This window comes from Caballeronia sp. GAFFF1, from assembly GCF_023630705.1.
In the GTDB taxonomy this organism is placed as follows: domain Bacteria; phylum Pseudomonadota; class Gammaproteobacteria; order Burkholderiales; family Burkholderiaceae; genus Caballeronia.
On the sequence record NZ_JALQEM010000037.1, the window covers coordinates 79,185 to 92,092 of the forward strand.

Sequence of the window (12,908 nt, forward strand, 5' to 3'; positions counted from 1 at the left end):
GAGGTATCACCTATGCAAGCCCTTCAAAGCGACGCAATCATCGATTCGCAATATGACTATCCCGAGTATGCGGGACCGTTGTCGCTCGATGCGCTGATCGAAGAAGTCGAGCGCCGCCGCGACGAGTTCGACGCCCTGTCTCATGTGCCGCGCGATATGGTCACCAAGATGAAGCGCGCGGGAATTTTCCGTGCAAGCACACCTAAACGTTTCGGCGGCGACCCGCTTCCGCCCACGCGCTTTCTTGAGATGCTCGAACGCATTGCGATAGCGGACGGATCGACTGCTTGGGTCGCGGCGTTCGGCTCCGCTAGCACGTACCTCGCCTCCTTGCCAGTTGAAACGCAGGCGCAGATCTATGCGACCGGTCCCGATCAGGTCTTCGCGGGCGGCCTGTATCCGCTGCAGAAAGCCGAACGTGCGCCGGGCGGCTTCCTCGTGTCGGGGCAGTGGCGCTTCGCGAGCGGCTGCAAGGGGGCGGACTGGATCGGCGTCGGAATCGGCGGGGTACCCGCCGGCGTTGACGACAAGAACGCCGGCAAGCCGTTCACTGCGGTCTTTCCGGCGAGCGAAGTCGAGATTGTCGATAACTGGAACGTGGTCGGTATGCAAGGCACGGGCAGCCACGATCTGCGTCTGAAGGGCAAGTACGTTGAGGAACAATGGACCTTCGTGCGCGGGGGCGCGCCGCTGATCGATGAACCGTTGTATCGGTATCCCGCCATCGCCTACCAGGCGCAGGTGCATGCGGCAGTGAACCTCGGCCTGGCGCGCGCTGCGCTCGACCTGCTGGCGGGGATGTCCGGAGTAACGAAGACCACGACGGGTGCGCCGCGTCTTGCCGATCGGGCCTACTATCGATCGGGGCTCGCGCAGGCGGAAGCACAACTGCGCAGCGCGCGTGCATTCTTCTTCGGGTCCGCGGAAGCATCGTGGCGCACGGTGCTCTCGGGCGATCCGGTGCTGCCTGCAGAAGCCAACCTGTTGCGTCTGTCGGCGACCCACGCGGCCCACACCTGCGCAGATATCGTGATGCAGGCGTACAAAATGGCGGGCGTCGGCGCGATTTATCGCGAGAGCCGGATGCAGCGTCTGGTACGCGATTCGATCGTCGTCACGCAACACGCCTTCCTCGGCGAGGGCAATTACGACGCATCGGGCGCGATCTTCGTCGGCATTCCGCCCGTCACGCCTTATCCCTGAACCCGCAAACGTCGAAAGGACATCAGCCATGACGAACGATCAAGCACGCGCACAGTTTCGCAACGCAATGGCCTCGCTCGGCGCGGCCGTCAATGTCATCACCACCGACGGCCCGCACGGACGCTGCGGTATCACGGCAAGCGCCGTATGCTCGGTGACCGACACGCCGCCGACCATGCTCATCTGCATCAATCAGGCGAGCTATATACACGACGTGCTGCTTAATAACGGTCGAGCGTGCATCAACGTGCTGGGCGCGCACGCGCAGGAACTGGCGCGCGTTTTTGCGGGCATGGCTGGATGTTCGATGGACGAACGCTTCGCGCGCTGCGGCTCGCGGCTGGGCGCACTGGAACTTCCCGTGCTCGATGGCGCGATCGCAAGCCTTGAAGGCCATATCGTCGACAGTAAGAGGGTCGGTTCGCATTCGGTGCTCTTTGTGCAGGTCGAGCACATCGGCTCGCGCAAGGACGGCGATGGTCTCGTATACTTCGGCCGGCAGTTTCATCGGCTCCCCCGCCCCGCATCCTGCGAGGCAGCGTGACCATGCAAGTCTGCCTGTTTCTTATAGGTGCAAGCGGACAGGCGGCGCTGCTAGATGTCGCGCCGTTGCAGGACATCGACGGGTTGCGCAGCCTGATCGTGCATGAGCCGATCACCCAACACGTCGATCCGCGCATTAAGCCGGCGGGCGACGCGCCATCGTGCGTACTGCAACTGTATTTCGATGATCTTGCCGCGCTCGAAGCAGCCGCCCGGCTGGATGGACCGATCGATCTCGCGCTTCGAGAATCTTTGACTGCCGGTCGCTTCACGCAGCAAGTCATGGCCGTACGCGCCTTGGCCCCCGCGCCAACTACAGAGGCGCGCATTCAGCGCTGCACCTATCTCGTCGCCTACGAAGGGCCAGCCGAGGACTTCGACACATGGCTCGCGCATTACCTTCGGCATCACGCGCCGTTGATGGCGACGTTACCCGCATTGCGTGAACTCGAGATTTATACGCGCATCCATTGCGTCATCGGCCTGGCCTGCGCACGCGCTAATGCGATGCAGCGTAACAAAGTCGTCTTCGACGATGCGTCGGCGCTCGCCGCCGCACTCGCCTCGCCGGTGCGCGAATTGATGCGGCGCGATTTCCACACCTTGCCGCCCTATCAGGGAGCTACGCCGCATTTTGCAATGCGCAGCACATACAGTAATCTCGCCCCACATTGATGGCCGCATGGCGCGACCAGCGTTTGTTCGTGATTGAACCGCGTATGACGAAGCTCAACCCCGGTCTCGCCGATCTGAATCTGCTGCGCGTGTTCCTCGCCATCTGGGATCTGCGCAGCATGACCGCGGCCGGCGACCGTCTGCAACTGACGCAGCCCGCGGTCAGTCATGCACTGAGGCGCTTGCGCACGATCTTCGACGATCCACTCTTTGTACGCACGCCCACCGGCATGGTGCCTACCGATGCCGCCCATCGCCTGCATCCACCGCTCGCGCAGGCGTTGTCGATGATCAATGACGCTGTCCAGCAACTCGCCAAATTTGATCCCGCTACCGCCCGGCGCGTGTTTCGGATTTCGATGTCCGACATGTCGGAATTCTTTTTTTTGCCGCCGCTAGTAGCGCTACTCGACCGCGAGGCACGCGGCATACGAATCGAAGCGGTCAACCTGCCGGTGGAATCCGTCAGCGCGGCCATGCGCTCGGGCGAAGTGGATTTGGCTTTGGGCTACGTTCCGGGTCTCGATGCGGGTTGCGTGAGTCAGACGCTATTCCTTGACGAGCATGTCTGCGTCGTTCGCGCAGACCATCCGTTAGGTAAGTCACGGCCGCCGCGCGAAGACTTAGCCGCCTTGCGCTACGTCAACGCGAGCACCAACGCTACGGGCCATCGCATGGTCGAACAATGGCTAGACGAGCTCAAGCTTAGGCGCGACGTCGTGGTTCGCTTGCCGCATTTTGTCGTGGCGCCAGAGATTGTAACCAACACGGACCTCGCCGTTATATTTCCCAAGAGCATTGCCCAGCGATTGAATCGTGGTCAGGCCTTTCGCATTCTTCCCTTGCCGTTCGCCCTGCCGCCCATCGAAATCCAGGTGCACTCCCACACGCAGTTCACGAGCGACCCGGGCGTGGCGTGGTTGCGCAACACTATCCATTCGATGTTCCATCAGCCAGATGCGTGACGTCATTTTGCTGCGCTGATGTCACGACGTCCGATTGTGCACCACGCCAAGACCGCTGATTGCCCGTCTACGCAGGAGTGCGCAAACTCCTGGTCGACATGATTCTAATCCTGATAATTCGTATTATTAGGATCAGCTTTAATGGCGGTGCTGACGCACGCCGGTATGTACACCGAAACATGCGCAAAAGCGGACAACGGCGTTATGTCAATGAGCCGGCCTCGGTGACGCACGGCGATCCAAGTGAAGTTAAGCCGATACAGCTTTACTTGATCCGAACCCCACGCCCGCCTCCCTGAGCGGCCTGCCATCAGGCTTCCGGGATGCCGATCCGCCTGCGAGCCGCTCCGTGCCTCATCAACGAACAAATAGATGCGGCCCACCGGCCCAAATGCGCACGCTGACTCCGAGGATGACGGCCTCTTCTCTGGTAGATCAATTCTCGTTCCTAGTGTGCGCAGCCGGGCACGCCGTCACTAGCATGTGCCGTCCGGACACTAGCTTGCGAATAGCTAAGCTTGGCTATCGACGTTGCTAACGTGCTCACGATGGCTACAGCAGGTACTCGACCTTATCTTCCGATGCCTAGCATCGTACGGTTGACGACATTCCAAAAAGAGTACCCTCCGTGAGCGCTCTCAAGATTGTCCGCGGATAACGCGTCTCGTAATTTGGCACCCACTGTTTGCGCCCTTGTCTATGCTAGGCATGCGCGTTCGTGCCCCATGCATTTGGTCCACAAAGACTCTCGGGCGATACCTTCAAACAATGCCAGCCGACCTTTGAGCTGCCAATCGCCCCAGATCCAAGGCAACTATCCTTTGAGCATCATCTTGTTTCGCGAAGCAGGTTTAGGCAAACTTGGTGGCGAACTCGCATAAAGTTCCCGCACCTACTCACTGCTAGATGACGCCCGAAGTTCGCACATCATTACAACTGAACACTGCTTAAAACCATGTTTCTGAAAAAAATCATGCGCTCTATGGTTACGAGCGCCGCTCTCTAGGAATAAGCGTTGACATCCGGCTTTTGATACTTCGTCCATAACCCACTCAAGTACTGCGCGTCCGATGCCGACTTGTCTCATGTGACGGCAAACAACGATATCCTCTAGTATGGCGTAGGGCACGCCTTGACCTTCGATGTGCATCGAAACAAGTCCAGTCGCGACTAGTTCAGAATCCATCCTCGCGGCGAAAACCGATGGTAGCAGATGACTATTTCCTCCTTTTTCTGCATTGATGTTCTCTTTGAGTCCTGCGTTGACGAGACGTAAAATGTCGGAATTCCACCGTGTTGACGTTTCAGCGAGACCAAGCTGTAGTTCCGAGTGGGATATGTAAGAAACATCAGCATTTTCCACAAAGAGGGCTGCTAGTTCGCCCGCTTCGTTTAAGTCGTCGACCCAGTATGGCTTAAGAGGGGAACGCTTGGTCATAATTTTCTCTAAAAGTTGTCTTCCTACATATCATCGCGGCGGGTGCTTACGAGGGCGTTTTTCTGGCGATATTGATAGACAACATGGTCTTTAACTATCCCCTCGGAATACCGTGCAGCGTACTCTTGCCAAAACTCATCTACAAAAGTAATCAAGCTTGTATATCGAAACGCTTCAAGGTACGTTTTAAAAACGATCCACTCGTTGTTTGGTGGCTGGTCGTCTCGCCTCATCCTTGCAAAAAAAAATCCAAACATTGCCGCTACATCGGACATGTTGACGAAGCTTCGGTTATACAGCAAGGCAAGCTTGGTAGCATTGACAAACAAGACGTCGAAGCAGTCACGAATATACATTTCCTCCTCAGAAAACCTGAGGTTGTCTACTCTCAGGCAACCTAACATCTCTTTTCGCCCGATCAGCTTGGTCTCTTCCCCCAAAGGCTTTGGAAACGTGACCGGGTAACTTTCGTAGTCCAATAGCTTCAAAGCAGTTGACGACATTGGATCCTCGTAGATCTTATCAAAAAGGTCTAGGACTGACTCAAAATCGGACGCGGCCGCTGCCCTTTGGCGTATTGCTTCGAGGGTCCACGTAAGAAGGCCCGTAAATGTACCGGTCACGAAGAGCGACAGCGTATTTTTGCTGTTGCTGAAAAAGAACTCATAGAGCATCAAAACAAGAAACACCAACGCGAATGCGGCCGGGATCGAACGGCGCAACGCATTCTTTCTGCTTCGATAGCGGTACGAGTTCGTCGCTGGAAACAGGCGATCGTGTAGTCGGGCGGATGAATACAAAGCAAGCTCGATTGATGGCATACCTACCGGCGACGACTATTTTCTCACGACGTTATGTGGTAGCAACCTATTTAACATGGATTGCACTTGATAAGAAGAACACCCGCAAAAATAGCAAGCGTGCATACCAAGCTTGCCCTCTTAAGGCAGTCAAACGAAACAAGAAACTTCATATAAAAAGGCTTTAGCATACTTAGGAGAAGCGGGTATTGGTCGTGACGAAACTAAGGTGCAGAAACGGGTATCTGTTCTGATGCGGCCCTTAGTTTAGTAGCAGCAGTGCTGCTATGCCGCTTCCCCTACCGAGCATCTTCTTCAACGCAACGGATGCGCTGACAGGCAGCGTCGTCCCGTTGAGTTCGTCTTCCTTAATTAAGGAGACCGAGCTCCAGCGCCGCATACACGACAGCACCTTCGATGAAGCGTCCGTTGCGCAGGCGATTCACGCGAGTGCTCGTTTTTCCCTATTTGTCGCCGGCTGCGGAAATCGGCGTTAACGCCAGCGTTTATGCGGGCGAGTCCGAGAGACTCGCCGCGTACGAGCGGCAACAGAGCAAGCAGCTAACCGACGAAGAAGTGGAGGCGCAAGAAGAGTTGATCGATAAAAAGGTCGATGCCATTTCCCACAAGCAGGTGTTCACACGACTTGCGGTGCTGGTTGATGGCGGGTATGCCGACAATACCGGGCTCGCGCCGACCCGACAAGCGCTTGACTACATTTACGAGCGGAGGGATCGCGAACGGAAGAATCCCACGCGCGTGAGTAGTTTCCTAGACATGGGCACGACTGTGCTTCATATCCGTAACGATCCGGGTTCTTTGTGTCTTCTGCCCGACCCGGCCAGGTACAGCTCGCAAGTGCGTGCCTTTGATACGCTGACGGGCCGCGTGCATCGCTGTGATTTCGAAATTGACGCGCTGGATGCCTCCCTTCGAGCTCGGCCCATGCAATGGCTCACTACGCCGCTGCAGACGCTACTGGCTGTTCGCGTCGAGCAATCGTCCCGGACGCGCAGGGAGCTGCAGACCGCGATATATGATAAAAGCAGAGCCATGCCGCCAGCAGAAGGTGCGCGGATGCACGACGGTTGGATGGAATACAGTGTTGAGACCGAACTGGCGAATGCTTACGGAGTGCCGCCTTCGGACGAAACCGAAAGGCTGCTGGCATCGGGCTCCCTCTTCGGCGCTTTGGAAACAGACGCTCTGGCCATAGCCGGTGACGTCGAGCTCCGATTGCGCGAAGCGGCGCATGTGGAACGCGGCCGCAATCAGATAAGCCAGCGATCGCTCGATGAATATATCCATCGTCTCGACCGGTGGCATCGGTCCATCGAAAAAGTGATTGATGAATCGGATAAGTGCGTGTCGCAGCGGCCAGCGACCCTTCCGCCGCTTGGATGGAAGTTGAATGCGGTGAACGTCGCGCTTCTGAACTGCTTGCAAAGCCGCGCCGCTCGGCGCAACTTGCTTCTCGCGATGCCGCCGTCGCTTGCGCACGAGCCCGTCGGTAGCCCAACTCAAAGCGACGATGACTCCACTCGGCTTGACGATTCGGTGAATGAGTGAAGGTGGGGCGAGAAGGCATTGAACTGGCGAATGCGCCACAACTCCAATGCTCATGTATGTGAGCCGGGTCACATCCCGGTACTTATCATTTGCTCGGGTCGAATCAGCCAAGGAGGTTCTGGCAGACACAACTGAAGTGCGGCTGTACGTGCATGCGACACTGTATTGCAGCTTGCTGCGATGCTCGCTTGGCCTGCGAATCGCTCCCCGCAAACGTCGTCTCGCACGATTCGTAAGCTCAGTAACTGCTTGAGCCCCCAATTGCGCCAGATCACCGACTCTTTCATCTTTCAATAAAAGGCCTTTTTACTAAATCAAGGGACCTTCGGTGCTACTGCCCGTTGCCCAACAGCAGGTGTCAGACCGAAACCGCCATGTCGAGTTCTCGTCCTTGGAGCCGACTTCGGCTTTTGCGGCCGTTAGCACCGCAAGCTGATGCTCTCTGGCGAACTGTCTGGCCCAGCGGCCACCATGATCACCGTGGAGGGGCGTCATCTCTGCCTCCGGATACGATTCGCTTCGAACGTAGCGGCTATTGTTAGCAGAAGCTGGTATTGTTCGTTCGCTGGCACTTATGGTTTGGGACTATTGGTCGCGAGTGTTCTGTGTCCAATGCGGATCAACAATTCACCGAGGCGGCGTGCTAGCCCGCTCGTGGTCGTCAAGACCCCGTTCGCCAAGGGGAAACCGGCCGTTCTGTGCGCCGCATCGCTAATGACAAGAAAGCGGCGAACAGCAACTGCACGGCGGATGAACGGCGAAGGGTCGGCTATGGCCGATGAAGCAACATTCATCTTCGCCAATCGGACGGCCGTTTCCTGGCATTAACGAAACGCCAAGCTACCATCTTCGGTCATCCGCGCTTCAGGATGTCAGTCGCTTGCCTTGCCCGCCTCATAGTGGCGTCGGGCTTTGACGCGGTTTCCGCAGGTTGCCATCGAACACCAACGGCGAGATTTGCTCCGTGATAGGTCGAGGAATAGCCAAGAGCAAGCGCCACATTCGCGAACGTTCCAGAGGGTCGGCTGCATGAGCAGTTCGCTCGCAGCTACAGCGAGTCGGTCCCTTATAAGATTGATGCCGGCCTTCTCAGGACGCACCCTCCAGTGCGGCGTGGTGCTGCCGTGGTCCGCGATGGCTTTCGCTAGAAGCTGCTGCGCTTTTCGCCGCGGGTGGCCCTGTGCGCAGACAAAAACTGTCGTCGTCGATGTCACCGCGAGCTTGCGCCTCTTTGGCGACCTTCTGCGAGCGTGCAAGGAAATCAAAGAAGTCGTCACAATGATTGGCGCGACGGCGGGCATTAGCGCGCCGCGCTCACGGCCGCGGCGCCTGGCTGCTTTCCAAGGCCGGCCGCCGGCGCGTGCTCAAGGTGCGGTCGCTCGAACGTCAGCTAGGCGGGTTGCGCTTAACGGTCGTGCCTGACTGCACCGCTTCGCCGACTGGCTTAGCGGGCTCGGCACCCGTGTGCTGAATGATAACGGCCAGCTCGGAGTGTGCATGGCCGTTGAGTAGTCGTCGAATCGAAGTAGAAAGCTAGCCACGGCGTGCGTTGTGTTCGCAGTACCGACGCCTCCGCCAGCTAATCATTCGTTGTCTTATCACTGTACACCACCACCGCCACCACCGCCGCCACCGCCACCCCCCGGATTGGGCGTTGGTGTTGGTGTCGGCGTAGGACTCGGACTCGGGCTCGGGCTCGGAGTCGGACTCGGACTCGGAGTCGGTGTCGGTGTCGGTGTGGACGCCGACAAATGATTTGTTTCGATATTCACGAATGCTCTCCTTAAAGGATGATTGATCTTCGCGATATTCGCGTAAAAAAGTAGACATTGTTATCTTGAGAGATTGAAACCGTGGTTGGCCTCCTTGATTTCTGCAAGATAACTGCGTGTCCTTGTACTTAATACTAGCTCGCCACTACTGAAATTGCCGGTACCGTCAACGATCGTTATGTGTCCGGGACCGGCCGGATAGGAGTGGAGGCGTGACTAACTCGGCTCCTCTAAGTAAAAACTTATTTATGATATGTGACTGTGTACCAAGATACCCAAGGTCCGGACTGTCCGGTACGCCAGGTAGCAACACCAGACGGAATGGGTAGACGGACATGCATGTCTCTGCTCTTGTCATACAAAGCCAATTCGCGCTCGTTGCGGTCTTCTTCCTCAAAGGTAAAAGACGGGTCGGTTCGTGGAGGCGTAATCTCATTCCATGACTTTTCTCCCGCCTTTACAAATACGTCTCCATTCCCGGCTACGAAAGAATTATGAATAGTCTTTGGAGCGCCGTCCTTCGTAGAGGTAACTACATACACATACGCGCCGATTCCAAGGATAGTAGTTACGAGCGCCAGGATGAAAAGTCTATCGATTATTCGCTTTATGATGTCGGCTCCAAGGACATCTGTTAGCTCCGGGAAAATGTCTTTTGCGATGATCTGGCGAAAAATAAAAAATACGACAGCCGACAGAAAGCCACCCAGTGCGAGGGGGGTCGATACAGAACTTGCGATATCGAAAATTCCTTGCATACCTGTCCCCTTGCGACCAATGGCACGCGCGCCGGGCACACGCCCCAGCGAGCTAAGCCCTCTGAACTATTGAAGGTCATGCTAATGATTGTCTGTGCGTTTCGGCACGTCCAACGGTCGCTGAAGGCCACCCTAGGATGGACGAGATGGCAGCGATATGTGGTCGCCGGCTTCCCCAAATGTGCGCGCCGAGAAAGCTGGGCCTTCACGGCGATATTGGCTCAAAGACTCCCACGCGCATAGACTGGTTGCGGAGTGGTGAAAGCGTTCGAGTGACGTGGTTAGGACGCGGACGACCGTCCGTTGATGCTTAGGGTTGAACGATGCCTGCCCTGCTACGTCGACGCAAAGGCCAGCGGGCAGGCGTCCTCCAAGCCCCAGGAAAGGAACTTGCCCGACGGGCGGTGCCCCCATAAGCCTGATGTGCTGGAGTATGTCGATGATGATCATGGGCGAACCGCAACGCCGGCAAATGACGGTTGACGGCACTGCGGTTGTAAGTGTGTCGTCGGCACCGCAGCCGATAATGGTAGGCACAACGTGCAGCAGCTCGCGTATGCACGCAAGATTCTCGCGCCGGCACGGGTTGGCAAGCAGACGTAATGGCGAGTACCTGGTGTCGCTCGAACTGCATTATTTCGTGAAGACCAGAATATATGGGGTGCAGAGTGGCTCGGTGAACCAGCGCTTGCGCTCATGGACGAAAGTTACCCGCCGGATGACTTCCGAACGATCACGCTATTCTGGGCTACTAACGACTGACATGCACGCGTCCAACTCGCCTAGGCGCCCGACATGCTGAACGCAACGATGGTTTCTTGGGGGAGCTGTGTGCGTTTCCTCACATTGCGCATTCTCCCCACGGTTTACTTGCACTCTTTTATCGACTTTCATTTCCCTAGTGAATCGCCATCGAGCCGCAGGAGCCATTCGAAGTCCAAAACTGAAGAAAAGACTGAACCGGTCGTTACGTATAACGCCTGAAGGGCTCGCATGCCGGCAAGCGAGCTGAACAGGACCCTGAAGGTGTGGTCGCGTTTGGAGTCAGGACTGTCGACTGGTGCGCTGGACTTTGCGAGCGAGGGAAAGCGTCCTTTTGCATATTCGGAGGAAATATGGCCGGGATTCACGGTAGTGTGAGAGGCATGGATTACGTTAGTCGTTCCAGCGTGAACGAAGGAAGATTTGGCCGGATGTTCCGGTGGCTACCACGTGAGACGTACAAGAAGGAAGACCTAGTGCGCCTCGCCAAGATCATGATTCAGCGGGAAACCGTCGTGATTGTGGAAGACGACGGGAAGCTTCCCGATGATGTGAGCTTGCCCGACGATTTCAAAGGACCGGCGGAAGGTCCGAACGTCATCTCGCCGTTCCCGCGGCCGTCGCCCAATACCGCAAAGCTCTTCGACACCGTGTTTGGCGAGTCCGAGCCTGATGATGAAAACCCTGTCATTCCTGCGGGCTACACCTACTTTGGCCAGTTCATCGACCATGACCTCACCTTCGACCCGAACAGCTCGCTGCAGAAGCTCAACGATCCTGATGCGCTCGAAGATTTCCGCACGCCACGCTTCGATCTCGATTCGCTATACGGACGGGGACCGGACGATCAACCGTACCTTTATCAAGACGCACAGGATAGGGGCGGTGGCATTCGGTTCAGGCTGGGAGTTACTTCCGACCGACGGAATCGGCCTGGCGAACTTCAACGTAACGTGGATGGTCGGGCGCTGATCGGCGATCCCCGCAACGACGAGAACGCAATCATCTGTCAGTTACAGGCAGTGTTTCTGAACTTCCACAACAAGGTGATCGACGAACTGCAGCTCGTACGGCCGCGATTCCGGGACGATCCACACGCCTGCTTTCTGGAAGCGCAACGGATCGTTCGCTGGCACTATCAGTACATCGTCCTCAACGACTACCTCAAACGGGTCGTCGGAGAAAAAACTTGGCGCGCCGTGTTTCAGGGCGATGGCGACGCCCGGCCGAACCCTCATTTGAAGTTTTACCTTCCCAAGCGCGGCCAAGCTTACATGCCCGTGGAATTCTCGGTCGCGGCATTCCGTTTCGGGCATTCGATGGTCCGACCCAGTTATGCGCTGCGACCAGGAGACCCCACCGTAGGCGGCGACAAGAAGATGCCTTTTTCCACGGGGAAGTTTCACCGAATTCCACTATTTTTCAGGCTGGACAAGAACGACAAAATCAGTGCGGACACGAGCGAGGCAGAGCCGATGGAGAACATCGCGGAATCCTTCCGTGACCTGCATGGCTTCGGACCTTTGCCCGACGACTGGGAAATTGACTGGAACATGTTCTTTGCCAAGGATGCGCTTCCCACGATGCATGGCAAGGATGACGACAGACTGCAGGTCGTCGGACAAGACACGGGTCACTTCACCCAGCCGGGTTATCGCATTGACACCAAGCTGGTCGATCCGCTAGCGTTGCTTCCGCCTTCAGTCGCAAAAAGCGGGAACGCTCCCGATCGGATTCCGGTGCTCGCATACCGGAATTTGCTGCGCGGTAATGAATTCGAGTTGCCGTCTGGACAAAGCGTGGCACGAGCGCTCGGATTGACGGCGATGACAGAGGAAGAGCTTTGGCAAGGAGTCGATGACCCTGACTTGTCGGACCCGGATAAAAATCCGTTCGCGTTTCGGGCGCCGCTCTGGTACTACATTCTCAAGGAAGCGGAGACGCAAAAGGACGAACACGCGGCCGACGCTGTCCGCGATTCGTTGGGCGGCCACAGCCTCGGCGAGGTGGGAGGGCGGATCGTTGCCGAGGTCATTGTCGGTATTGCGCTTAATGACCACAGTTCGTACTTGTATCAGGATGTCAACTGGACGCCCGCGGCGGAAGCGGCGCGCAGCGGCTTCAAACCGGCCGTACCTATTACCGATATGTATCGCCTGATTCACTGGACGACAGATGGCGCAATGTCCTTCAGAGCCGAAGACTCTGCCGACGGCACCGCGGCTTCTCTATGACGCAGGCGCTCTAGCCGGGGCGGCGTGAGGCGCGCCGGGGCATGCGCCCTCTCTTTGCGGTTATCGGAGGCCTGCGTGGACTCGGAGTCGTCGCGCAAAACGTGGAGCGTCCCAATATTGATAGGCGCAGACGGCTTCTCGGCAGTGCCTGGGCCCAATATCGATTGCTGTAGTCGCGAAGCCATCCTA

At 57.1% G+C, this 12,908-nt stretch carries 10 protein-coding genes; 6 read left to right on the forward strand and 4 right to left on the reverse strand.

Features of this window, described 5'->3' with window-relative positions; all coding sequences use genetic code 11:
- Positions 1–12: 12 nt before the first annotated feature.
- Genes NCR37_RS22550 through NCR37_RS22565 form a run of 4 tightly spaced genes read left to right on the forward strand, consistent with a single transcriptional unit; the run spans position 13 to position 3,386 of the window.
- Positions 13–1,203 (forward strand): acyl-CoA dehydrogenase family protein, encoded by a 1,191-nt coding sequence (locus tag NCR37_RS22550; protein WP_250475035.1) that lies wholly within the window; start codon positions 13–15, stop codon positions 1,201–1,203.
- A 28-nt stretch (positions 1,204–1,231) separates the two neighbouring features.
- Entirely contained in the window at positions 1,232–1,747 is a 516-nt protein-coding gene (locus NCR37_RS22555; RefSeq protein WP_250475036.1) for a flavin reductase, read from the forward strand.
- Between the two features lie 2 nt (positions 1,748–1,749).
- On the forward strand, positions 1,750–2,421 hold the full coding sequence (locus NCR37_RS22560; RefSeq protein ID WP_250475192.1) for an ethyl tert-butyl ether degradation protein EthD: 672 nt from the start codon (positions 1,750–1,752) through the stop codon (positions 2,419–2,421).
- Positions 2,422–2,465: 44 nt separating this feature from the next.
- Positions 2,466–3,386, forward strand: coding sequence for a LysR family transcriptional regulator (locus tag NCR37_RS22565; protein WP_250475037.1), 921 nt, complete (start codon positions 2,466–2,468; stop codon positions 3,384–3,386).
- A gap of 892 nt (positions 3,387–4,278) precedes the next feature.
- Here the strand turns inward: NCR37_RS22565 and NCR37_RS22570 are convergent.
- Together NCR37_RS22570 and NCR37_RS22575 are read right to left on the reverse strand one after the other, a co-directional pair.
- A complete protein-coding gene (locus tag NCR37_RS22570) occupies positions 4,279–4,824 on the reverse strand; it encodes a GNAT family N-acetyltransferase (protein ID WP_250475038.1) in 546 nt (181 codons plus the stop codon).
- A gap of 23 nt (positions 4,825–4,847) precedes the next feature.
- Positions 4,848–5,624 (reverse strand): hypothetical protein, encoded by a 777-nt coding sequence (locus NCR37_RS22575; RefSeq protein WP_250475039.1) that lies wholly within the window; start codon positions 5,622–5,624, stop codon positions 4,848–4,850.
- 417 nt (positions 5,625–6,041) lie between these two features.
- Here NCR37_RS22575 and NCR37_RS22580 point away from each other — a divergent pair, with 417 nt between their 5' ends.
- A complete protein-coding gene (locus NCR37_RS22580) occupies positions 6,042–7,193 on the forward strand; it encodes a hypothetical protein (RefSeq protein ID WP_250475040.1) in 1,152 nt (383 codons plus the stop codon).
- A gap of 872 nt (positions 7,194–8,065) precedes the next feature.
- Here the strand turns inward: NCR37_RS22580 and NCR37_RS28570 are convergent.
- Together NCR37_RS28570 and NCR37_RS22590 are read right to left on the reverse strand one after the other, a co-directional pair.
- Positions 8,066–8,494, reverse strand: a complete 429-nt coding sequence (locus NCR37_RS28570; RefSeq protein WP_350029079.1) for a CGNR zinc finger domain-containing protein — start codon at positions 8,492–8,494, stop codon at positions 8,066–8,068.
- 713 nt (positions 8,495–9,207) lie between these two features.
- Complete coding sequence (locus tag NCR37_RS22590; protein WP_250475041.1) at positions 9,208–9,723, reverse strand: hypothetical protein; 516 nt, start codon at positions 9,721–9,723, stop codon at positions 9,208–9,210.
- Between the two features lie 1,238 nt (positions 9,724–10,961).
- On the opposite strand from NCR37_RS22590, the gene NCR37_RS22595 reads away from it, so the two are divergent.
- Positions 10,962–12,719, forward strand: a complete 1,758-nt coding sequence (locus NCR37_RS22595; RefSeq protein ID WP_250475042.1) for a peroxidase family protein — start codon at positions 10,962–10,964, stop codon at positions 12,717–12,719.
- Positions 12,720–12,908: the final 189 nt, after the last annotated feature.